Source organism: Bacteroidota bacterium (assembly GCA_017303975.1).
Taxonomy (GTDB): Bacteria; Bacteroidota; Bacteroidia; order JAFLBG01; family JAFLBG01; genus JAFLBG01.
Genome location: JAFLBG010000002.1, coordinates 170,501 through 194,837 on the forward strand (window position 1 = coordinate 170,501; position 24,337 = coordinate 194,837).

The window sequence follows — 24,337 nt, forward strand, 5'->3', positions numbered from 1 at the left end:
CGTCGGGTTTGCGCGCATCGAGGGCATGGCTAGAGCAATATGCACAAGCTCCCGATTTGGTTGTGTTTGAAATTTTTTTTAAAGAAGGTTTTTTCAAAGCATCATCAGAAGAAATGCGATTGCACATTACGCAATTTATTGATGAATACAACGCCTTAGAATTAGCCGGCAAACGAGAAGATATGTTGCAGGCTTCGCTTGATTTTGTGTCGCTTTACAAAGCCGATTTTTTTAATGCGCCAGTAGTAGTAGGTGCATCGGGCGCAGTGTTTGGCATATTACTAGCATTTGGCATGATGTTCCCCAATACACTTTTATATATTTATTTTGCTATCCCTATTAAAGCAAAATATTTTGTAATACTGTATGGTGCTATGGAATTGTTTTATGGATTAAGAGACACCCCAGGAGATAATGTTGCACACTTTGCACATTTAGGCGGAATGCTATTTGGCTTCTTCTTAATTTTATTTTGGAAAAAGAAAACGAATACGTTTTAACATAACGAGATGTCGATACTTGATGATTTAAAAAATACATTCTCTAACAACAACAGCTTACCCAAGTTGATTGTGATAAATGCTATACTATTTGTACTCATTAATATTCTAAATCTTATCTCCGAAAATTTTTACTTATATTTTTCGCTTCCATCCACCATCAACAGTTTGTTGCACTACCCATGGACATTACTAACCTACATGTTTACACACAAAGATTTTTTTCATTTTTTATTTAACATGTTGTGGTTGTATTGGATGGGAATAATTGCGTTAGATTTTTTAGGCAGTAAAAGGCTTGTAGCCATCTATATTTTAGGCGGATTGAGTGGAGGCGTTTTGTTTTTACTTTCTTATTTGATCGTACTAAATGGAGATAGCCCCATGTATTTGTTAGGAGCATCAGGCGCTGTAATGGCTGTAGTTGTTGCCATTGCGACCCTTGTACCCGACTACGAAATCATACTACTTCTATTTGGCAGAGTAAAATTAAAGTACTTAGCACTTGCGTCTTTTGTAATTACTACACTTATTGATTTAAATGTAAATACGGGAGGAAAGATTGCGCATTTAGGTGGTGCCTTATTTGGATTAACCTACACGTTTCTCTACAAAAGAGGTACAGACTTATCTATCCCTATCACAAAATTTCTTCTACTATTTGACAGAAACAGTAAGCTATTTGAGAAGAAAAGTAAAATGAAAGTAGTTTACAAAAATACAGCTACAGCCCAAAAAACATCAACTATTTCTCAAACCGAATTGCAAGAAAAAACAGATATCATTTTAGATAAAATTTCTAAATCAGGCTACGAAAGCCTTACTGCAGAAGAGAAAGATATTCTATTTAAGGCGAGTAGGAAATAAAAACACGGAGTGTCAGTTCGAGCGGAGTCGACAACTTGGAGGGGGTGCAGGTAAGTTCTCGACTCCGCTCGAACTGACAGAAACATGTCCCAACAAAAAACACACATAACAAAAGAGCCACGCAATTGCGTGGCTCTTTTGTTATGTGTTAGAATACTCTAATGAATTATGCCATCACCTTTGACGCTAACTGCTTTTTCAAATTAGTATCTAGTGCATTTAAGAATTCATCTGTATATAGGTAATGCTCGCCATGTGTAACTTTATTACCGTAAATACAAACGGCCAAATCTTTAGTCATCTTGCCTGACTCAACAGTATCTACACAAACTTTTTCTAGTGCTTTACAGAAGTTTACTAGTTCTTTGTTTCCGTCCAATGTACCTCTAAACTCCAAACCTCTTGTCCAAGCAAATATAGATGCAATTGGATTTGTTGAAGTAGGATTTCCTTTTTGGTATTCTCTGTAATGGCGTGTTACTGTGCCATGTGCTGCTTCCGCTTCTATAGTTTTCCCGTCCGGAGTAACAAGTGTAGAGGTCATTAATCCTAATGAACCAAAGCCTTGCGCTACGGTATCGCTTTGCACATCGCCATCGTAATTTTTACAAGCCCACACAAAATTTCCATTCCACTTCAATGCAGATGCCACCATATCATCGATTAATCGGTGCTCGTACACAATTCCTTTTGCTTCAAATTTTGCCTTAAATTCTTTTTGATAAATCTCTTCGAAAATATCTTTAAAACGACCATCGTACTTTTTCAGAATTGTGTTTTTTGTAGATAAATAAAGTGGCCACCCTTTTTGCAATGCAGTATTAAAGCATGAATACGCAAATCCTCTGATAGACTCGTCTGTATTGTACATTGTCAATGCTACTCCATCGCCTTTAAAATTATACACTTCGTATGATTGAGGTGTGCTGCCATCTTCCGGAGCAAATGTTACAGTTAGTTTCCCTTTCCCTTTTGTTAAAAAATCGGTAGCTCTGTACTGATCGCCAAATGCATGACGACCGATACAAATTGGAGCTGTCCAATTAGGAACTAAACGAGGAACGTTTTTACAAACAATAGGCTCACGAAAAACAGTTCCGTCCAATATATTACGGATAGTGCCATTTGGCGACTTCCACATTTGTTTTAAATTAAACTCTTTTACACGTGCTTCATCAGGAGTAATAGTAGCACATTTAATACCCACGTTGTATTTCTTTATAGCCTCAGCCGAATCAATAGTAACCTGATCGTTCGTCTTATCGCGGTATTCAATACCAAGGTCGTAATATTTAATGTCTAAATCTAAATACGGAAGAATCAATTTGTCTTTAATGTCTTTCCATATAATTCTTGTCATTTCATCACCGTCAAGCTCTACAACGGGATTTGCTACTTTAATTTTGCTCATACGTATTTATTTTTTGTTTTAAATATAGTTATAATAATCCTATTTTTTTAAATGCCCGACACAGACAAAACACAGTAATAACAAGTAGTATAGAAGTTTCTTATATAGGGGATATTAAAAATAGGCAATACTGTTTTTGTTTTCAACTTAAATTTAATTTCGTAATTAGGATTGATAAAATAAAAATCTTCTTTATCAATTTTATAGCCTCTCTTCGTAAATATCTTCTTTAACGACTCCATCGAAATGCCCGTTTCTCGAACTTCCATAAGTGACTGAATTGTTTCTTCACTTTCTCCAAAAGCTTTTAGTATAGCTACATGTATAAATTTTGGCAACAAATGAACATACGGAAGCACTTTCAATAATTTGCTAGTGCAAACTTGCTGATGTCCGCCAAATGGCATTTGCCAAGGAGGATAGGCAATAAATATTTTTCCTCCTGGAGCAATAAATTTTTTCAGGTAATCCATAAAATAATCCTGATTAGGAATATGCTCTATGGTGTCACGCATAATTATCAAATCGTATTTCTCTGTATCAGCCGGAGTTACTTTGTATATATCTTCACAAATCATTTTTAAATTGACATTGTTTTTATGACTTGCAAAGTATTTTTTTCCGTTCTCGATTTTTGTTTCAGATAAATCAATTCCTACACATAAACATCCCATGTCTAAAAAGGGCTTCAAATTTCCACCTTCGCCACAACCAACCTCCAAAACTCTTGTACTGCTTGTAATTTGCATAACACTTTGCACATAAGGCACAACAAAGTTTGCGGTAGTATAAACTTGTTCGTTAAAATAAAGCTCTCTGTTGATGTATCTTTCCTGCATGTTACTCTTTAAATACGTGTGTTATTTGGCTTCGGGGCTACTCATAAATTTTTTAGCCTGCGCGTTATTGGGATCTAACTCCAATACTTTTTGGAATTGGGCTTTTGTATTCGGCAAATCTTTTTGTTTTGCATAATAAGCCGCCATATAAGTATATGCTTCAGTTAAATCCTTTTTGCTCTTTTCCGTTTCTTCTGGCTTCACTTTTATTATAAATGTTTCGTAATGTGGCTTGGCGAGCCATTTTTCATTGTTGGCATCTAATTGTGTATTTGCACGTGCTCTCCATAAATATCCTAAAGGATACTCTGGATTAGTGCGAGTTATACGAGCAAATGCAGAATCGGCATTTACATACTCTTTACTATAATAATAGGCGCGACCCAACCCGAAATTATCGTTGGCAGTAGGTTTGGGCGATGCTGCAATTTTTTTGTTATATGCCGAAATTGCTTCGGGATACTTTTTCATTTTTAAATAAGCTGCTGCTAAGTCTCCGTAAATATCTTTTTTGGTAGTATCCAATTCAGCAGCCTTTAACAGCGCTATTACACCCAATGAATCTTTTCCGGTTTTTGCCAACAACTTTCCATAATACTCATAATCCTGTTGAATGATGCGAGTTTCGGGGGTTGCCTTCTTGAAAAAGTTTTCCATTCTGGCCAATCCATTTGGATAATCTCCATTCTCAAAATACGAAAACCCTAAATAACGATACAAATAAATATTAGATGAATCCTTCGACAACACCTCTACACCTTGCGCTATAGACTCTTTATATTTTTTTGCTTGATACAAAAAACCTGTGTAACGTATCTGAGCGCTGATGTTGTTATTTAATTTTAAAAACTCCTTGTACTGCGCTACCGCATCGTCATACTTACCTGCTCTAAAATACAATTCCGCTTTTTCTCTGTAAGCAGGTGCATACAAGGGTTCTAAATCTGTTGCTTGTTTATAATAATCTAATGCTAAATTGTAATTTTTTGCACGGCTATACAATTGCCCCATTCGCAACAAAGCCTTAGCAGAGGTTTTATCAAACTCTTTTGCTTTATCGTAATTTTTTATTGCTTCTGTTCCGTTATTTTGCTCCAAATAAGCATCCCCAATTAGCAAATACACTTCCGCATTTTTATTATCCATTTTCTGCGCCTGAGCCAATAAATTCATAGCCTCTACCAAATTTTTATTTTCGGCATTTATGTAGGTTTCAGCAACTCGCATATTTACAACAGCACTTTTATTTTGTGCCAATGTTTGTGCCTTAAAAAAATTTGCTTTAGCCTCTGTTTCATTTTTGGCATACCATTGCACTTTACCCAAGCCCACATAACACAATGGATTAGTGGCATTCACGGCAATCCCCTTTTTATACATACTTTCGGCAGCTACCAAATTTTCTTGCTTAAAGTAGCATTCGCCAAAATGGAAAAAGTATTCGCCATTGTTGGGCGTTGCTTGTATAAGAGTTGTGAACGTTTTTTCGGCAGTTTCAAACTGCTCATTGTTGCTTTGTTTAATGGCATCTTGTAGTGTTTGTGCCGACATCAATGTGCTTGTAATAAGCAATGCACTTAAAATTATTTTTCTCATAACGCAAAAAATTCTAAATTCTACTATCTAAATTCTAAAACACACTATTTGTAAAACTAATTTGTATTAATCTCTACCATTCTAACCGGAGCAACGGCCGGAATCAATCCCATTTTCAAAATCATCATTTGCCCTTTGTTCCCTGCTACAAATGATACAAAACCTGTGCCAAGTCCTGCACGCGTTTGCCGATTAATCATATACACGCTTCTGCAAAAAGGATAGTCTTTTGTTGCAATATACGCTTGATATGGCTTGTACGCCTTTGTATCCTCAAATTTTCTCACTCCCATTACACGTATTGTTTTTAAAAAGCTTCGCGAAATAGAATCATCTTTGTCGCTAATCCAATTAACACTTAGCACTCCAATACTATTTTTATGTTGCGCAACGTAGTCAATTACCTCGGGATTAGATTTTACAGCAAATACATTTTTGCTAAACTCTTTTCCTTGCAATAAAGAATCTTTCATGTACCTGTAATTCGCAGAATTGGGATTGTCAAACACAACGTTAATCTTGTCATTGGTTGAAGCTGCGTTTATTTGTTTCCATGTTGAGTCAACTCCCAACAAAATATTTTTAAATTGTTCGACAGTAAGTGTACTGTCGTAGTTTTCTTTATTTACAACCAACGCAACAGCATCTTCCGCAATTTTTGTTTGTGTGGGGAATAAATTATGTTGCTCAAAATATTTTTTCTCTTCCGCAGTAAGTGCTCTGTTTATTACAACTACCTTGCAAGAATCGTTTATCATATTTTGCATGGATGTTTTTTCATCGGTATAAATAATTTTCACATTTGCGTTTTCATAAAACGACTCAAAGGTGTATTCCTGAGTGTCAAACAATAACTTATATGATTCATCTACACACACAGTAACACTGCCACTGGTGGGAGTATCTGTAGGTTCATTGCCAGTAACACCTCTGTTACAAGCTGCGGATAAAATTAAACTAAGTGTAAAAAGACAACTAATTAATCTCCACATATTCTTCTTGGTATTCTTTTACTTTTAGATAAAACCTATAAAACTTTAAAATGCAGTATGTTAAAATAATAATTCCAAAAAACAATCTGTATTCTTTTATCCACAAATCTTGAAATACATTAGTAAAAGCAAACAAAATACCTAACACTAAAAAAACTACCGCACTTAGCAAGGCTAGAATCAAATTGACAATTTGTGTTGTTTTACCCTTCAGCATCATATGCGTTGCAAAAGTAAGAATTGTGTAGATAGAATGCTATTCTAACTAGTCTTTAATTACGAAAAAAGGGGGTAAAAAAATGAGTGCTGATGTTTCTGTAACATTCAGCACTCATTCAAATTTTAAACAATTTATCTTAATGTAAATCGAATTGGCACATTAAACTGTACACGTACTGACCTCCCGTTTTGTTTACCTGCTTTCCATCCCGGCATTGCCTTAATTACACGTAATGCTTCATTATCACAACCTTTACCTCCCGAAACACCTCTTAATATCTTAGCATCGGTAATTTGTCCGTCTTTCTCAACAACAAACGAAACATATACGGTACCTTGAATACCTGCTTCTTTTTCCATTTGAGGGTAAGAAACATTTTTTTGAATAAACTTCTGCATTTCAGCCTCTCCACCCGGGAATGAAGGCATTTCCTCCACAATGGTAAACACTTCTTCCGCTACAGCTTCTACAACTCCATCGCCTTCCTCAGGAATTATAATCTCATCTCCTCCGGTACCTTCTTGTGTTACCGTACTAATTTGAGTTTCTGTTTCTTGTGGTGGTGGCAATTCTTCTTCCGGCACTTCCTCATCAACAACAACAGGTGGTGTAAACTTAACCGTTTCCATTACTGGTGGTGGTGGCGGTGGTGGTGGTGGTGGTTCTGTTTCATCTACCGGTGGCGGAGCTTCTAAATCACTAGTAGTTAAATCAACAGGAGTTATAATTTCCTCCTCTTGTTGAGACCCAATCCATTGAATAATTTTTGGGGCCGCAACCAACAATACAAAAGCAAGAGACGTAACTAAAACAGCAAAACTAGCTGTTTTATTATATTCTCTTCTAATTACAAATGCACCATAGCTTTTGTTTCTTCCTTCAAAAACTAATTCGTTTCTGGTTGAGGAAACAACGTTGGTCCACTCGTTAAATAATTCTTTTTTTTCTGACATGTTATAATTATTTATAACAAAATTTATTTTTTAACACACTTCAACAAGCTCAGTGTGACACAATATTCGATTCTTTTAATTAGCTGCAGCCTGCAACAATTCTAATTCAGCAGGCATCATATCTACTACTGCATATTTACCTACTAAGCAAATATTCAGTTCATCTATTAAATCAATTACATTCTTATAAATAGCCTTGTCATCTGCTTTAATTAGAACGGTTAATGCTGCTTTATCTCCTTTTGCTTTAATGGCAAGTCTTTTGTAAGTAGTATCTGCAATTTGTTTTTTCTTGTATTGATCTTCCAACTTTGCAATTTCATCTCGTGTTTTTTTGTTGTACTCTAACAATAATTTGTGAATCCCGTCTTTAGAAAAATCTGTTTTTATAATTTGCGTAGCAGGTTTGCCGTCTTTGTTGTCTTTTGATATAAATTCTCCGTAATAGTAAAATGCTTTACTTTCTTTGGTAAGTATAAATGTAAGTGCATTGTTTACCTTTTGTCTTTCGCTCTCATCCTTCGGTTCGGCCGGAAAATTAATTTCCATTGTTTTTGGCTTACTGAAAGTAGATGTTAAAATAAAGAACGTAAGCAACAAGAAAGCCAAATCCACCATAGGAGTCATGTCAATACGTGTTGACGACTTCTTGGCTCTTTTTTTGCCTTTCTTTCCGTGGTCTCCGCCACTATCACCTGTGTTTACTTCTGCCATATTTTTAGTTTAAGGTTTGAAAGTTTGAAAGTTTGAAAGTTCAAAATTGACATACTCAACTTTAGACTTTTAACTTTCTACTTTAAACTTTATTCAGCTGCTTCTTCTAAATTGGTTATTAAATTAAAACGATAAATTTCTTTATCGGTAAACGTTTTTATTACATCTTTAACAGCAATATAATTAGATTTCCCATCCGCTTTTATAGCAAAACGCAAGGGTTCGTATTTAAATTCTCTTCCGTTTTTTTCAGCTCTATCCTTTTCTGATTTTGCTTTTTTGGCGGCTTCAATTCTTCCAAATGTTATCCAATCTCCTAATTGATTGTTTAATGAATCTAAAGGAATTCCTGGCGATTTAAACTTTGCTTTATCACTCTCACTCATGTTGATGTACTCTTTCAACTTTTGAATAGGAACTCCCAAACTAGTCATTCTACCAAAATCCTTTTTCTCTTCGTTGGTAAAATTCACTTTATACTGTTGACCCATTTTTTCCAAAGTTTTAATTCTAACCTCCGGATCGTTTATAGTATAGTATGCTTTACCAAATGCATCAACTGTAACTAGTAAAACATTGTTAGGTAAAATTTTATCAGAAATAGAGGATGGAGTATCAACTACTACCGGTTCACTCACTCTACTAGTTGCCGTTAACATAAAGAATGTAACCAACAAGAAAGCCAAATCAACCATTGGAGTCATGTCCAATGAAGGGCTTCCTGAAGGCATTTTTATTTTAGGCATGCTTTGTAAATTTTTAGTTCAGTTCTATTTTTTGTTTCGCATCCTTCCCATTTTAGTGGGAGGGTTTGGGGGCTTTTAATTCTTAGAAGCACTTACAGTTTGCACAATGCTAAATCCTGCTTCATCCATGCTGTATGTAAATGTGTCTATTTTATTTGTAAAATAGTTGTACATAATAATTCCAATAACAGAACCTAAAATGCCTAATGCTGTATTAATAAGCGCTTCGGAAATACCTGTTGCTAATGCAGCAGTATCAGGCGCTCCCGCTTGAGACATCGCGGCAAATGAACGAATCATCCCAAGTACCGTTCCGATTAGTCCCCATAATGTTGCAATAGTAGCACACGTAGAAATAATAACTAAATTTTTTGAAAGCATTGGCAACTCTAGTGCGGTAGCTTCTTCTATTTCCTTTTGTACAGCCGCTACTTTGCTTTCTTTATCCATTGAAGAATCCCCTTGAATAGATTTTATTTTTTCAACACCTGCGCGAACTACGTTAGCCAGAGAACCTTGTTGCTTATCGCACGCTGCAATTGCTGCATCTAAATTATTGCTTGCTAAATTGCTTTTGATATTTCTTACAAAAACATCTATAGCCCCTTTTCCTTTTGCTTTACCAATGGTGATAAAACGTTCGATAGAAAAAATAACAACAGTAAGGAATATTCCAATTAGTAGAGGAACAATAAAGCCTCCGGCATGCATCATTCCCATATAGTTTCCTGGTTTTGGATGACCCTCTGCGTCAAAATTAGAAGCTGCGCCAAGCACGAATACATAAACCAGTACGCCAATTAGTAACGCAACAACAATTGCTAGTGATGCAAACAGTGATTGCATTGTTCCGGATGAGTTTTTTCCTTTGCTCATAGTGTTTATTTTAATTTAGTTTTTGTTTACAATTTTTAAGTTCGCAATATTAAGAAATCTATCTTAAAAAACAGAACGATTATTGATTAATTTTATTTTAATAATTTGAAGCTAAAATAAACGATAATCCATATAAAATTTAGATTATTCTTTGAATGGTAGTTTCTGTAGGATAAATGGTTTTTTTTCTATAAAAAAACAACACACCCCTAATCCCTCATAGGAGGGGAATTATAAGCTTTCCCTCCTTTAGGAGGGTGGGGAGGTGTAATTAAGCTTGCGCTGTAGGCCCTCCAAAGTTCATCGGAATAATATTAGGAGGCAGCTCGTTATCTACTATTTGTCCATGCACCGACTCGTATTTAGTAAGATTATCCTTTAATGCCTTCATTAATCTTTTGGCATGTTGTGGAGTGAGTACAATTCTTGATTTTACTTTTGCTTTAGGCACTCCCGGCATTACCCTTATAAAATCGACTACAAACTCCGAATTTGAATGCGTTATTACAGCTAGATTTGAGTATATTCCATCTGCAATTTCTTCGCTTAATTCAATGTTTAGCTGTCCGTTTGCCGGGTTGCCATTTTGATCTTGGTTCATATTTGTAATTTTAATGTTATAAAAAAGGGCAGCCATAACAGCTACCCTTTTCTATTAGAAATTTATAATTCAACATGTATATTTTACTCCTCCACTTGAGCTTGTTCTTCAACAGCTTCGCGCTTAGAAGCCATTAATCTATCGTACTCCTCTTGAGAACCTACGATTATTTTTTCGTAATCTCTCAATCCGGTACCTGCAGGAATTAAATGTCCAACAATAACGTTTTCTTTTAATCCGCTCAAGTCATCTACTTTACCACCTACAGCAGCTTCATTTAACACTTTGGTTGTTTCTTGGAACGATGCCGCAGAAATAAAGCTGTTAGTTTGTAACGATGCTCTTGTAATACCTTGCAAGATGGATGTAGATGTAGCAGGAACAACGTCTCTAGCTTCAATTGGCTTCAAATCTTTGCGTTTCAACACAGAGTTTTCGTCTCTTAATTTTCTTGCGCTTATAATTTGACCCGCTTTAACGCTTGTAGAATCGCCTGGATCAAGTACTACTTTCTTACCGAATAATTTATCATTCTCATCCATGAAATCAGCTTTGTTTACAATCTGTCTTTCTAGGAAGATAGTATCTCCGGCATCTTCAATTTCCACTTTACGCATCATTTGGCGTACAATTACCTCAAAGTGTTTATCGTTAATTTTCACACCTTGCAAACGATACACCTCTTGGATTTCATTTACTAGATACTCTTGCACCGCAGTAGGTCCTTTGATGGCAAGTATATCAGATGGCGTAATAGAACCTTCTGATAATTGTTCTCCGGCTTTTATAAAGTCGTTTTCTTGAACTAAGATATGTTTTGAAAGCGGCACCAAATAACGTTTTTGCTCTCCTGTTTTTGATTCCACAAGAACTTCTCTGTTACCTCTTTTTATCTTACCAAAAGAAACAATACCATCAATTTCAGAAACAACAGCAGGGTTAGAAGGATTCCGAGCCTCAAACAACTCGGTTACACGCGGTAAACCTCCAGTGATATCGCCTGATTTTCCTACAGCTCTAGGGATTTTTACTAACGTTTGACCTCCGTCAACTTTAGCACCATCATTAATCACAACGTGAGCGCCTACCGGAATGTTGTATGTTTTGATTACCTCATCTTTTACAACAACCTTAATCGCAGGATTCTTCGTTTTATCTCTACTGTCTATAATTACTTTTTCCTTAAATCCTGTTTGCTCATCCACTTCTTCTCTAAAGGTAATGCCTTCCTCAATGTTCTCGTACTCAATTTTACCTGTAATCTCAGATATGATAAGTGCATTGTATGGATCCCAGTTACAAATCAAATCACCTTTTTTAACTTTTTGAGTTGCTTTTACAAACACGATAGACCCGTAAGGAATATTTGATGTTGTAAGAACAATACCTGTATTAGAATCAACGATACGCATTTCTGCAGAACGTCCTATTACAATATTTTCTTTTTGACCATCTGGACCTTTACGCTCCACTGTTCTTAATTCATCAATCTCAACAGTACCATCGTACTTAGCTTCAATTTTAGATGATGCAGCAATGTTAGATGCTGTACCACCCACGTGGAATGTACGTAGTGTAAGCTGTGTACCAGGCTCTCCAATAGATTGAGCTGCGATAACACCAACTGCTTCACCTCGTTGTACTACTCGGTTATTCGCTAAATTACGTCCGTAGCATTTTGTACAAACGCCAGATTTCATCTCACAAGTCAATACCGATCTAATTTCTACTGTTTCGATATTTGCTTTTTCTACCTGAGCGGCAATTTCTTCTACCAACTCAACTCCTGAAGCTGCAATTAACTCTCCTGTATGAGGATTGAATATATCATGAACAGTAGTTCTACCTAAAATTCTATCGTATAAAGATTCTACAACCTCTTCGTTTTTCTTTAACGCAACTGCCATCAAACCTCTTAATGTACCACAATCTTCGCCTGTAATGATAACATCTTGCGCCACATCAACCAATCTTCTTGTTAAGTAACCAGCATCTGCAGTTTTCAAAGCAGTATCCGCCAATCCTTTACGAGCACCGTGGGTTGAAATGAAATACTCAAGAATCGAAAGTCCTTCTTTAAAGTTAGAAATAACCGGATTCTCGATAATTTCTCCTCCTCCGGAACCGCCTTTTGATGGTTTAGCCATCAAACCACGCATACCACCCAACTGTTTAATCTGCTCCTTAGAACCTCTAGCTCCAGAATCCAACATCATGTAAACAGAGTTAAATCCTTGTTGATCGCTAGAAAGTTGATCTAATACTTTTTTAGTTAAACGTGCATTGGTATGTGTCCAAATATCAATAACCTGATTGTAACGCTCGTTGTTTGTAATGAATCCCATGTTATAGTTATTCAAAACCTCTTCTACTTCTGCGTAAGCATCATTGATATATTTTTGCTTTTCTTCAGGAACAATAACATCTCCTAAGTTAAACGACAATCCACCTTTAAATGCTGCATTGAATCCTAATGTTTTTATATCATCCAAAAACTTAGCAGTAGTAGGCATATCAGTATCTTTCATGATATCACTGATAATTTCACGCAACGATTTCTTAGTTAAAAGTTCGTTGATATATCCTACTTGCTTTGGAACCACTTGGTTGATTAACACTCTACCAACAGTAGTTTCAATAACTTTAGTAACAAGCTTATCGCCTTCTTTTACGTTATCTAAACGTACCTTAACAAATGCATGTTGATCAACTTGTCCTTCGTTATAAGAAATTATAACCTCTTCCGGAGAATAGAATGTTCTACCTTCTCCTTTAACAACATGTCCTTTTTCACTTCTTCTACCCTTTGTCATGTAGTACAACCCAAGAACCATGTCCTGAGAAGGTACTGTAACCGGAGCACCGTTTGAAGGGTTTAAGATATTATGAGCCGCCAACATTAACATTTGTGCTTCTAAAACCGCTGCGTTTCCTAGTGGAACGTGCACAGCCATTTGATCCCCATCAAAGTCAGCGTTGAAAGCCGTACAAACTAAAGGATGCAATTGAATCGCTTTTCCTTCAATTAATTTTGGTTGGAACGCTTGAATACCTAATCTATGTAGTGTAGGAGCACGATTCAAAAGAACAGGATGCCCTTTTAATACATTCTCCAAAATATCCCAAACAACAGGTTCTTTTCTATCAACTATTTTTTTAGCTGACTTAACTGTTTTTACAATTCCTCTTTCAATTAATTTTCTAATAATAAATGGCTTGAATAGCTCTGCTGCCATATCTTTTGGCAAACCGCATTCGTGCAATTTCATTTCAGGACCAACAACAATTACCGAACGTGCAGAATAATCAACACGTTTACCTAATAAGTTTTGACGGAAACGACCTTGCTTACCTTTTAAGCTATCAGAAAGAGATTTAAGTGCTCTGTTTGATTCTGTTTTTACAGCATTTGATTTTCTTGAGTTATCAAATAATGAATCAACAGACTCTTGAAGCATACGTTTTTCGTTACGTAAAATTACCTCAGGAGCTTTAATCTCGATTAGTCGCTTTAAACGGTTGTTTCTAATAATAACTCGTCTATACAAATCGTTCAAGTCGGAAGTTGCAAAACGACCTCCATCCAATGGCACCAACGGTCTTAACTCTGGTGGAATAACAGGAACAACCTTAATAATCATCCATTCTGGACGATTTTCGATATTTTTATTTGCATTACGGAAAGCCTCTACAACTTGTAAACGCTTTAATGCTTCGTTTTTACGTTGTTGAGAAGTTTCAGTACTTGCTTTGTGTCTTAAATCGTAAGAAAGCTCGTCTAACTTGGTTCTAGAAAGCAAATCATTTAATGCTTCTGCTCCCATTTTAGCAATAAACTTATTCGGATCTGTGTCCTCTAAGTGTTGATTGTCTTTTGGAAGTGCTTCAAGAATTGTTAAATATTCTTCTTCTGTTAAGAAGTCTAATTTTTTAACACCATCTTCTGCTTTAACTCCAGGCTGAATTACTACGAAACGCTCGTAATAAACAATCATATCTAGTTTTTTGGTAGGCAAGCCTAGCAAATAACCGATTTTATTAGGCAATGATTTGAAATACCAAATATGTGCAACAGGAACCACAAGACTAATGTGCCCCATACGCTCTCTACGTACTTTCTTTTCAGTTACTTCTACACCACAACGATCACACACAATTCCCTTGTAACGAATTCTTTTGTACTTACCGCAATGACACTCCCAATCCTTTACCGGACCAAATATTCTTTCGCAGAATAATCCATCACGCTCAGGTTTGTAAGTACGATAGTTAATCGTTTCCGGTTTCAATACTTCTCCGCTTGAACGCTCTAAAATCATTTCAGGCGAAGCAAGACTGATGGTAATTTTGGTAAAATTACTTCTTACTTTATTGTCTCTTCTAAGAGCCATATATTATGGTTTTAAGTTCGTTAATTAAAAAATTAGTCCATAGTAATGTTAAGGGCCAAGCCTCTCAACTCATGCAACAATACATTGAATGATTCCGGAGTTCCCGGTAGTGGCATATTTTCTCCTTTAACAATTGCTTCGTACGCTTTTGCTCTACCAACCACATCATCCGATTTAATTGTTAGCATTTCTTGAAGAATGTTTGCTGCTCCAAATGCTTCCAATGCCCATACCTCCATCTCACCAAAACGCTGACCACCGAACTGAGCTTTACCACCCAATGGTTGTTGTGTAATAAGTGAATATGGTCCGATAGAACGTGCATGCATTTTATCATCCACCATGTGACCTAACTTAAGCATGTAAATAATACCTACTGTTGCAGGCTGATCGAAACGCTGTCCTGTTCCTCCATCATACAAATACGTTCTTCCGAAACGTGGCAATCCAGCTTTATCAGTATACTCATTAATTTGATCTATGGTAGCACCATCAAATATTGGTGTTCCAAATTTCAATCCTAATTTTTCTCCTGCCCAAGCCAATACTGTTTCATAGATTTGACCTAAGTTCATACGAGAAGGTACACCAAGCGGATTTAATACGATATCCACCGGAGTTCCGTCTTCTAAGAAAGGCATGTCTTCTGCTCTTACAATACGAGCCACAATACCTTTGTTACCATGACGTCCGGCCATTTTATCTCCCACTTTTAGTTTACGTTTTTTAGCAATGTAAACTTTAGCGAGTTGAATAATTCCATTTGGCAATTCATCTCCAATCATTATGTTCAGCTTCTTGCGCTTATGAACACTCACTAAATCGTTGTATTTAATAGAGTAGTTGTGCAATAAAGCTTTTACTTTTTCATTGGTAGATGCATCTGATGTCCAGTTGTTTTGATTAACATCAGAGAAATTCAATTTCTCAAGAACTTTAGCAGTAAACTTGGTTCCTTTTGAAACAACCTCTTCTTTAAGATAGTTAGTAACACCTGCAGAGGTTTTACCGTTAAGCAATGTCATTAATTTATCAATTAATCTATCGCTTAATAATGCAAACTCTTGGTTATAATCTTTATCTAATTTCTCAAGAATTGTTTTCTCTTCAAGTTTAGCTTTTTTGTCTTTTATTGCTCTTGAATACAATCTTTTATCAATAACAACACCTCTTACAGAAGGAGACACTTTTAATGAAGCATCTTTTACATCTCCTGCTTTATCACCAAAAATTGCACGTAATAGTTTTTCTTCCGGTGTAGGGTCCGTTTCTCCCTTTGGTGTAATTTTACCAATCAGGATATCGCCTTCTTTAATTTCAGCACCAATTCTAATTATACCATTCTCATCCAAATCTTTCGTAGCTTCTTCGCTCACATTTGGAATATCTGCAGTAAGTTCTTCTAGACCACGTTTTGTGTCTCGAACCTCTAGCGTATATTCTTCAATGTGTAGTGAAGTAAAAATATCTTCTCTAACTACTTTTTCAGAAATTACGATAGCATCCTCAAAGTTATACCCTTTCCAAGGCATGAACGCAACTTTTAAGTTACGACCCAATGCAAGTTCTCCATTTTGAGTAGCATAACCTTCGCACAAAATTTGACCTTTGAAAACCTTGTCGCCTTTTCTTACAATTGGACGAAGATTAACACAAGTATTCTGATTTGTTTTTCTAAATTTTAAAAGTTTATATGTCTTAACATCGTCATCAAAACTCACTAAGCGCTCATCATCTGTTTTATTGTAACGAATTTTAATTTCAGTAGCATCTACAAACTCAACAACACCCTCACCTTCGGCACTAACTAAAACTCTAGAATCTTTTGCGATTAGTCCTTCTAAGCCAGTACCAACAATTGGAGCTTGCGGCTGCAATAAAGGAACTGCTTGACGTTGCATGTTAGAACCCATCAAGGCTCTGTTCGCATCATCATGCTCTAAGAAAGGAATTAACGATGCCGCAATAGAAGCAATTTGATTAGGAGCAACGTCCATCAAATCTACCTTTTCAGGCTCTACAACAGGGAAGTCGCCTTCAAATCTAGCTTTTACTTTAGCTTCTTCAAACTCTCCTTTATCAGAAAATTTTGCATTTGCTTGCGCAATAATTTTTTGATCTTCTTCTTCTGCCGATAAATAAATTACCGGTTTATTTACATCTACTTTCCCTTTAGATACTGTTCTGTAAGGAGTTTCAATAAATCCAAGTTTATTGATTTGTGCATAAACACACAGAGAAGAAATCAAACCGATGTTTGGACCTTCCGGTGTTTCAATAGTACACAATCTTCCGTAGTGCGTGTAGTGAACGTCACGCACCTCAAATCCGGCTCTTTCTCTTGATAAACCACCTGGACCAAGGGCAGAAAGCCTTCTTTTGTGCGTAATCTCAGCCAATGGATTGGTTTGATCCATAAATTGAGAAAGCTGATTTGTTCCAAAAAACGAATTAATAACAGACGAAAGCGTTCTTGCATTAATCAAGTCTCTAGGTGTGAACACTTCATTATCACGTACATTCATACGCTCACGAATTGTTCTAGCCATACGAGCCAAACCAACACCAAATTGAGAGTACAATTGCTCTCCAACTGTTCTAACACGTCTGTTGCTTAAGTGGTCAATATCATCAATATCAGCTTTTGAGTTGATAAGAGATATTAGATATTTTATAATAGCAATAATATCCAACTTTGTAAGGACTTTTGTGTCCGGAGGAGTTGATAATGCTAGTTTTTTATTAATTCTATAACGACCAACTTCACCTAAATCATAACGCTTATCTGAGAAAAATAATTTATCAATAATTCCTCTTGCCGTTTCTTCGTCCGGTGGTTCTGCATTTCTAAGTTGGCGGTAAATATGCTCAACAGCTTCTTTTGCAGAGTTTGAGGTATCTTTTTGTAATGTATTATAGATGATGGTGTACTCAGCAGAATTTACATCATCTCTGTGAATGATAACAGCCTTAACATTTGCCTCAATAATTAAATCGATGTGTTGCTCTTCGATGATGGTTTCACGATCTATCAAAACTTCATTTCTCTCAATAGAAACAACCTCACCGGTATCTTCATCCACAAAATCTTCTACCCAAGTTTTAAGAACCCTGGCAGCTAATTTCTTACCAACAGCAGCTTTTAAAGATGGTTTAGAAACTTTTAATTCTTCTGCTAATCCAAATATTTCAAGAATTTGTTTATCGCTTTCAAACCCGATTGCTCTTAAAAGTGTAGTTACCGGAAGTTTCTTTTTACGGTCAATGTAAGCGTACATCACATTGTTGATGTCAGTAGCAAACTCAATCCAAGAACCTTTAAAAGGTATTACTCTTGCAGAGTAAAGTTTTGTTCCATTTGCGTGACGGCTTTGACCAAAAAACACACCAGGTGAACGGTGTAATTGAGATACAACAGCTCTTTCAGCTCCATTTATAATGAAAGACCCTTTCGGAGTCATATAGGGAATTGGACCAAGAAACACATCTTGTACAATTGTTTCGAAATCTTCGTGTTCAGGGTCGGTACAATATAATTTTAGTTTAGCTTTTAATGCAACACTGTATGTTACGCCACGTTCTACACACTCATCAATACTATATGTTGGAGGATCAATAAAATAATCCAAAAATTCTAAAACGAAATTATTACGAGCATCGCTAATCGGAAAGTTTTCAGAAAACACCTTAAACAATCCTTCGTTCTTCTTGTTTTCGCTAGAAGTTTCCAATTGAAAAAAATCTTGAAAAGATTTTAATTGAATATCAAGAAAATCGGGATAATTAATAGGAGTTTTAGCCGATGCGAAGCTTATTCGTTGTGATTTTTTATTTTGTGCTAAAGCCATATTACGAATATTATGTTATGTTTAAACAGCCATACAGCTGCTAATTTTTTTGGGTCAAGTGCGGTTTCTATTTTATACTGATATTTTACACCCTAAAAAAATATCAAAACTTAGAAACCATAAATGGGCAAAGGCCAAGCTGTTTTACAGCATGACCATTGCCCTATTAAAAGGGTTTAACTGAGTTATTTAACTTCAACTTCAGCTCCAGCTTCTGTAAGTTGAGCTTTGATAGTTTCTGCCTCTTCTTTAGAAACACCTTCTTTAACTGGTTTTGGTGCACCATCAACTAAATCTTTAGCTTCTTTCAAGCCAAGACCTGTTAATTCTTTAACCACCTTAACAACGCCTAATTTCGCAGCGCCTGCATTCTTCAAAATTACATCAAATGTAGTTTTTTCAGCAGTAGCACCTGCACCAGCAGCTCCGCCACCAGCAGCAACCGCAACTGCAGCAGCAGCAGGTTCGATACCATACTCATCTTTTAATATTTTAGCTAATTCGTTAACATCTTTTACTGATAGGTTAACTAGTTGTTCTGCAAAAGCTTTTAAATCCGCCATTTTACTTAATTTTTAATTATTAATAATTGTTTAACTTTTTAACTTGAAATTTTTGAATTACTCTTTTTTATCTGACAATGTTTTTACGATACCCGCCAATTTGTTTTTTCCTGACTGAAGAGCAGAAATAACATTTTTAGGTGGAGACTGAAGTAATCCGATGATATCTCCAATAAGCTCGTTCTTAGATTTAATATTAGCCAAGAACTCAAGCTGATTATCTCCAACATAAACTGTTTCCTCAATATAAGCAGCTTTAACAGCAGGCTTAGTTTCTTTGTCTTTTCTAAACTCTTTTATAAGTCTAGCAGGTTCGCTACCTGATTCGCAAATCATGATAGAAGTAGCACCTTTAAGAACAGGAATTAGCGAAGATAAATCTCTAGCAGTTGTTTTTTCCATTGCTTTTTTAAGCAATGTATTTTTAACTACATGAAGACTAATTTTTTTCTCAAAACATTTTCTTCTTAATAGGCTTGTTTTTTGAGCCGTTAGGGTAGAAATATCTGTCAGATAAAAATTATTTGCACCAGCTATTTGTTCAACTAACTCGTCAATAACTTTTGTTTTGTCTTCTTTTCTCATTTTTTCTTTTTTTAATTCGTTTGTAAACGAATGATTTTATTTACTAAAAAAATTACCCTAAAGTTCTAGTATCAATTTGAACGCTTGGACTCATCGTGCTTGATAAGTACACGCTCAAAAGGTACGTTCCCTTTGCGGAAGCGGGTTTTAATTTTAGTATTGATTGTAACAGCTCATTAGCGTTTGCGGAAAGTTTTTCGTTGTCGAAAGAAACTTTACCGATTGAAGAATGGATTAATCCTTGCTTATCAACTTTGAAGTCGATTTTACCACCTTTAGAATCAGTAACTGCTTTACCAATATCCATGGTAACAGTTCCTGTCTTAGGATTAGGCATTAATCCGCGTGGACCCAACACTCTTGCAACAGCACCTACTTTACCCATAACACTAGGGGTACAAATAACTACATCTACATCTGTCCATCCACCTTTTATTTTTTCTATAAATTCGTCCAACCCAACAAAATCGGCACCTGCAGCTTTTGCTTCGGCTTCTTTATCGGGGGTACATAGAACTAATATTTTCACTTTTTTTCCGGTTCCGTGCGGTAATGTAACAGTACCACGAACCATTTGATTTCCTTTTTTAGGATCTACACCTAAACGGATGCTTAAATCAACGGATGCATCAAACTTTGTGTAAGTAACATCCTTAACAATTTTAGCAGCTTCAACTAAATTGTATGATTTAGTTGGATCTAATTTTCCTAAAATTGCCTTTCTTTTTTTTGTTAAAATTGCCATTATATTTATTTTGTGGATGTGCAAACGTTACGTTATAGCGTAACTCCACCCGGATTAACTTAGAGATTGATTGTCTAGAAAGGTTTTTGTCCTTCTACAGCAACACCCATACTACGTGCAGTACCAGCAACCATGCTCATTGCAGATTCAACGGTAAAACAATTCATATCAGGCATTTTAACTTCCGCAATCTTTCTTACTTGATCCCAAGTAATAGAGCCTGCTCTTTTTCTGTTAGACTCAGCTGATCCCGCTTTAATTTTAGAAATTTCTAATATCTGCGCTGCAACAGGAGGTTTTTTAAGGATAAAATCGAATGATTTATCAGAATATACGGTAATAATTACAGGAACAACCTTGCCGGCCATTTCTTGGGTTCTAGCATTGAATTGCTTACAGAACTCCATGATATTAACACCTTTAGCACCAAGAGCCGGACCGATTGGAGGTGCAGGATTAGCCGCTCCGCCTTTTATTTGTAATTTAACTAATGCACTTATTTCTTTTGCCATTTTAAATTTAGTTTAAAGTTTAAAGTTTCAGGTTTAAAGTTTTAGTGGAAGCTAAAAAAACTGTAAACTTATGAGCTTAAAACTGATTTATTCTTTTTCTACTTGCATGTAGTTTAACTCCAAAGGAGTTTTTCTACCAAAAATTTTAACCATTACCTTTAATTTTTTCTTTTCCTCATTAATCTCTTCAATGATTCCAGAAAAACTATTGAATGGTCCATCAACTACTTTTACTGTTTCACCTACAATAAAAGGAATATTTACTTGAGCATCGCTAACAGCTAACTCATCTACTTTTCCTAAAATTCTGTTTACTTCTGCTTGTCTTAACGGGACAGGATTGCCTCCTTTATCGCCAAGAAAGCCAATTACGCCAACAATATTTTTAATGGTATGAGGCACTTCACCTGCTAATAGAGCTTCAATAAGAATATAGCCAGGATAAAAACTTCTTTCCTTGCTAATTTTTTTACCGTTACGTATTTGATATACTTTTTCAGTAGGAATTAAAACTTGCGAAACATAATCTTGCATTTTGTTACGGACAATTTCCGTTTCAATTTGCTGTTTCACCTTTTTCTCTTGCCCACTAACAGCTCTTACTACGTACCATTTTTTTACATTATTCTCTACTATGCTCATCGTTCAAATTACTTGAAAATACCGTAATACAACTCCATCAATTTGCTAGAGCTTAAATCCATTGCCAAAACAACTAATGATATAATAATTGAGGCAATAAAAACAACAACAGCGCTACCTTGTAGTTCTGACCATGTAGGCCAAGAAACCTTGGTTAATAACTCGCTGGAAGTTTCCTCTATATATGTTTTTATTTTGCTCATATTCTTTTATTAGCACGGGCGCCTGGATTCGAACCAAGATCAACGGTTTTGGAGACCGCTATTCTACCGTTGAACTACGCCCGTAATTCAATTGGCAGTGAGCAGTTTTCAGTTGGCAGCTTTCGCTGCCAACCATCTACCGCCAATTGGTTTGTTATTTTATAATTTCTGTTACTTGACCAGCACCTACTGTTCTACCACCTTCGCGGATAGCAAAACGTAAACCCTTGTCCATAGCAACCGGAACGATTAATTTTACTGTAATTGTAACGTTATCACCAGGCATAACCATGTCACGACCTGTTGGCAACTCAATTTCTCCAGTTACGTCTGTAGTTCTTAAGTAGAACTGAGGACGATATTTATTTTGGAATGGAGTGTGACGTCCACCTTCTTCTTTTTTCAATACGTAGATTTCAGCTTTGAATTCAGTATGCGGAGTGATAGTTCCCGGTTTAACGATAACCATACCTCTCCAGATATCTTTTTTCTCAACACCTCTTAACAAAAGACCAACGTTATCACCAGCTTCACCTCTGTCCAAAATTTTACGGAACATCTCAACACCAGTTACAACTGATTTTACGCTTGTATCACGCATCCCAACAATTTCAACCTCATCACCAGAGTTAATAACGCCAGTTTCGATTTTACCAGTAGCAACAGTACCACGACCTGTGATTGAGAACACGTCTTCAACAGGCATCAAGAAAGGTTTTTCAACTTGACGAACTGGTACTGGAATAAACTCATCCACATTTTTCATCAATTCGTTGATAGAGTCAACCCATTTAGCATCTCCATTTAATCCACCTAAAGCAGAACCTCTGATTACAGGGATTTTATCTCCATCAAATTTATAGAATTTTAATAAATCGCGGATTTCAATTTCAACTAAATCTAATAATTCAGGATCGTCAACCATGTCCACTTTGTTCATGAACACAACGATTTGAGGTACACCTACCTGACGAGCTAAAAGAATATGCTCGCGAGTTTGAGGCATTGGACCATCAGTAGCAGCAACAACAAGTATAGCACCATCCATTTGAGCAGCACCAGTAACCATGTTCTTAACATAATCCGCGTGACCAGGACAGTCAACGTGAGCATAGTGACGGTTAGCTGTTTGATATTCTACGTGAGAAGTATTGATTGTAATACCTCTTTCTTTTTCTTCCGGAGCGTTATCGATTGAATCGAATGAACGTAATTCAGCAAGACCTTGTTTAGCAAGAACTGTAGTGATAGCTGCAGTTAATGTTGTTTTACCATGATCTACGTGTCCGATAGTACCGATGTTTACATGTGGTTTGTCACGTTTGAAGGTTTCTTTAGTTGCCATACTTCTAAATTATTAGTTAAGTTATTTGTTATTATTTTTTATTAGTTACTCTTTTAATATCTACTTTTTCAATTGCTATCAAACAACTTTTTTAGAGCTGTTGATGAGGATTGAACTCACGACCTCTTCCTTACCAAGGAAGTGCTCTACCGCTGAGCTACAACAGCTTTTTACTTTGCTGCTCTCTACTTGAGAGACCTCTTCTCCGCCAACTGGCGGATGCTCTACCGCTGAGCTACAAGAGCTATTTGGTGTGGAGCGGAAGACCGGGCTCGAACCGGCCACCCTCAGCTTGGAAGGCTGATGCTCTACCAAATGAGCTACTTCCGCTTAATTTTTTTACCCATAGAGGGCTTTTCAGTTGATTTAAACAACACTGCTTAAATCCTATACAAAGAACGTTTATCAACTTCACTTTGTGGGGCGAGATGGATTCGAACCACCGAAGGTAAAACCAGCAGATTTACAGTCTGCCCCATTTGGCCACTCTGGTATCGCCCCTAAAAGTCTTATAAAAAGAGCCGATGGAGGGATTCGAACCCCCGACCAGCTGATTACAAATCAGCTGCTCTGGCCAACTGAGCTACATCGGCTTATTTTATTGGGTGTTCAAAGAACAATGCACTCCTTCCCACCTCAAAAAGGACTGCAAACTTATGAAAGATTTATGGAATTGCAAAATAAATTGTGGATTTTTTGTTAATAACGTTCGCTTATCTATGTGATTATAGACAATAAAAACCTTATAGACCACGGATGGTCTTATTAACTTATTAGTTTTAAGATGGATAGACTAAAGCCCCTTTACTTTTTCCTTGTGTTTTTTAACTTGTGTAGTAAGGGCGTCTAAGCAATTTTCAACCGCTTCTTCGAATGTTTTGCTTTGCTTTTTTGCAAAAAGATCGTTACCCGGAATTCCTATGCGAATTTCTGCCACTTTATTGTCTGAAGTACTTGATTTATCTAGCTTAAGGGCCACATCGCTGCTAATTATTCCATCGTAATATTGAGTTAGTTTATCTACTCTCTCTTCTACAAAATTTAATAATTTTTTATCGGCATCGAAATGTATAGATTGAATTTTAACTTGCATAAAATTGTTTTTTTAATGGTTGAACTTTGAATTTACAGTTTTTTGTTGGATTTAGCAAGAATCTTTATGTAGTATTTTTAGTAGAAACTTAGGAC

General features: G+C 36.1%; 21 protein-coding genes, 5 tRNA genes and 1 pseudogene (1 of these 27 only partly in view). 2 read left to right on the forward strand and 25 right to left on the reverse strand.

The window, feature by feature from the left end:
* Together J0M08_01635 and J0M08_01640 are read left to right on the forward strand one after the other, a co-directional pair.
* A pseudogene (locus J0M08_01635) lies at positions 1-500 on the forward strand (rhomboid family intramembrane serine protease); it begins 394 nt to the left of the window's first position.
* Between the two features lie 9 nt (positions 501-509).
* On the forward strand, positions 510-1,367 hold the full coding sequence (locus J0M08_01640; GenBank protein ID MBN8701741.1) for a rhomboid family intramembrane serine protease: 858 nt from the start codon (positions 510-512) through the stop codon (positions 1,365-1,367).
* A gap of 166 nt (positions 1,368-1,533) precedes the next feature.
* Here J0M08_01640 and J0M08_01645 read toward each other — a convergent pair whose 3' ends face one another.
* The 25 genes from J0M08_01645 to raiA form a co-directional block, all read right to left on the reverse strand.
* Positions 1,534-2,778 carry an isocitrate dehydrogenase (NADP(+)) gene (locus J0M08_01645; protein MBN8701742.1) on the reverse strand — a complete coding sequence of 415 codons (1,245 nt, stop codon included), beginning with the start codon at positions 2,776-2,778 and terminating at the stop codon, positions 1,534-1,536.
* A gap of 47 nt (positions 2,779-2,825) precedes the next feature.
* On the reverse strand, positions 2,826-3,617 hold the full coding sequence (locus tag J0M08_01650; GenBank protein ID MBN8701743.1) for a class I SAM-dependent methyltransferase: 792 nt from the start codon (positions 3,615-3,617) through the stop codon (positions 2,826-2,828).
* A gap of 21 nt (positions 3,618-3,638) precedes the next feature.
* Positions 3,639-5,213: a tetratricopeptide repeat protein gene (locus J0M08_01655; GenBank protein MBN8701744.1), complete on the reverse strand. Its 1,575-nt coding sequence runs from the start codon at positions 5,211-5,213 to the stop codon at positions 3,639-3,641.
* 56 nt (positions 5,214-5,269) lie between these two features.
* Positions 5,270-6,205 (reverse strand): substrate-binding domain-containing protein, encoded by a 936-nt coding sequence (locus J0M08_01660; GenBank protein MBN8701745.1) that lies wholly within the window; start codon positions 6,203-6,205, stop codon positions 5,270-5,272.
* On the reverse strand, positions 6,189-6,425 hold the full coding sequence (locus J0M08_01665; protein MBN8701746.1) for a hypothetical protein: 237 nt from the start codon (positions 6,423-6,425) through the stop codon (positions 6,189-6,191). Before J0M08_01665 ends, J0M08_01660 begins: the two co-directional genes overlap by 17 nt.
* 131 nt (positions 6,426-6,556) lie before the next feature.
* Entirely contained in the window at positions 6,557-7,378 is an 822-nt protein-coding gene (locus tag J0M08_01670; GenBank protein MBN8701747.1) for an energy transducer TonB, read from the reverse strand.
* Positions 7,379-7,453: 75 nt separating this feature from the next.
* A complete protein-coding gene (locus J0M08_01675; GenBank protein MBN8701748.1) occupies positions 7,454-8,092 on the reverse strand; it encodes a biopolymer transporter ExbD in 639 nt (212 codons plus the stop codon).
* An 89-nt stretch (positions 8,093-8,181) separates the two neighbouring features.
* A complete protein-coding gene (locus tag J0M08_01680; GenBank protein ID MBN8701749.1) occupies positions 8,182-8,838 on the reverse strand; it encodes a biopolymer transporter ExbD in 657 nt (218 codons plus the stop codon).
* Positions 8,839-8,913: 75 nt separating this feature from the next.
* Entirely contained in the window at positions 8,914-9,714 is an 801-nt protein-coding gene (locus J0M08_01685) for a MotA/TolQ/ExbB proton channel family protein (protein MBN8701750.1), read from the reverse strand.
* Positions 9,715-9,985: 271 nt separating this feature from the next.
* Entirely contained in the window at positions 9,986-10,315 is a 330-nt protein-coding gene (locus tag J0M08_01690; GenBank protein ID MBN8701751.1) for a DUF3467 domain-containing protein, read from the reverse strand.
* 83 nt (positions 10,316-10,398) lie between these two features.
* Entirely contained in the window at positions 10,399-14,706 is a 4,308-nt protein-coding gene (rpoC, locus tag J0M08_01695; protein ID MBN8701752.1) for a DNA-directed RNA polymerase subunit beta', read from the reverse strand.
* Positions 14,707-14,738: 32 nt separating this feature from the next.
* Complete coding sequence (gene rpoB / locus J0M08_01700; GenBank protein ID MBN8701753.1) at positions 14,739-18,554, reverse strand: DNA-directed RNA polymerase subunit beta; 3,816 nt, start codon at positions 18,552-18,554, stop codon at positions 14,739-14,741.
* Positions 18,555-18,739: 185 nt separating this feature from the next.
* Positions 18,740-19,117 carry a 50S ribosomal protein L7/L12 gene (rplL, locus tag J0M08_01705; protein MBN8701754.1) on the reverse strand — a complete coding sequence of 126 codons (378 nt, stop codon included), beginning with the start codon at positions 19,115-19,117 and terminating at the stop codon, positions 18,740-18,742.
* Positions 19,118-19,174: 57 nt separating this feature from the next.
* Positions 19,175-19,702, reverse strand: a complete 528-nt coding sequence (locus J0M08_01710) for a 50S ribosomal protein L10 (GenBank protein ID MBN8701755.1) — start codon at positions 19,700-19,702, stop codon at positions 19,175-19,177.
* Positions 19,703-19,754: 52 nt separating this feature from the next.
* Complete coding sequence (locus tag J0M08_01715; protein ID MBN8701756.1) at positions 19,755-20,447, reverse strand: 50S ribosomal protein L1; 693 nt, start codon at positions 20,445-20,447, stop codon at positions 19,755-19,757.
* 74 nt (positions 20,448-20,521) lie between these two features.
* On the reverse strand, positions 20,522-20,959 hold the full coding sequence (gene rplK / locus J0M08_01720) for a 50S ribosomal protein L11 (GenBank protein ID MBN8701757.1): 438 nt from the start codon (positions 20,957-20,959) through the stop codon (positions 20,522-20,524).
* Between the two features lie 87 nt (positions 20,960-21,046).
* Positions 21,047-21,601: a transcription termination/antitermination factor NusG gene (gene nusG, locus J0M08_01725; GenBank protein MBN8701758.1), complete on the reverse strand. Its 555-nt coding sequence runs from the start codon at positions 21,599-21,601 to the stop codon at positions 21,047-21,049.
* A gap of 8 nt (positions 21,602-21,609) precedes the next feature.
* Positions 21,610-21,804, reverse strand: coding sequence for a preprotein translocase subunit SecE (gene secE / locus J0M08_01730; GenBank protein ID MBN8701759.1), 195 nt, complete (start codon positions 21,802-21,804; stop codon positions 21,610-21,612).
* A gap of 13 nt (positions 21,805-21,817) precedes the next feature.
* Positions 21,818-21,888, reverse strand: a tRNA-Trp gene (locus J0M08_01735).
* 70 nt (positions 21,889-21,958) lie between these two features.
* A complete protein-coding gene (gene tuf, locus J0M08_01740) occupies positions 21,959-23,149 on the reverse strand; it encodes an elongation factor Tu (protein MBN8701760.1) in 1,191 nt (396 codons plus the stop codon).
* 95 nt (positions 23,150-23,244) lie between these two features.
* A tRNA-Thr gene (locus tag J0M08_01745) sits at positions 23,245-23,316 on the reverse strand.
* Positions 23,317-23,403: 87 nt separating this feature from the next.
* Positions 23,404-23,479: transfer RNA gene (locus J0M08_01750), tRNA-Gly, on the reverse strand.
* A gap of 89 nt (positions 23,480-23,568) precedes the next feature.
* Positions 23,569-23,650, reverse strand: a tRNA-Tyr gene (locus J0M08_01755).
* 18 nt (positions 23,651-23,668) lie between these two features.
* Positions 23,669-23,742: transfer RNA gene (locus J0M08_01760), tRNA-Thr, on the reverse strand.
* Positions 23,743-23,942: 200 nt separating this feature from the next.
* Entirely contained in the window at positions 23,943-24,242 is a 300-nt protein-coding gene (raiA, locus tag J0M08_01765; protein ID MBN8701761.1) for a ribosome-associated translation inhibitor RaiA, read from the reverse strand.
* Positions 24,243-24,337: the final 95 nt, after the last annotated feature.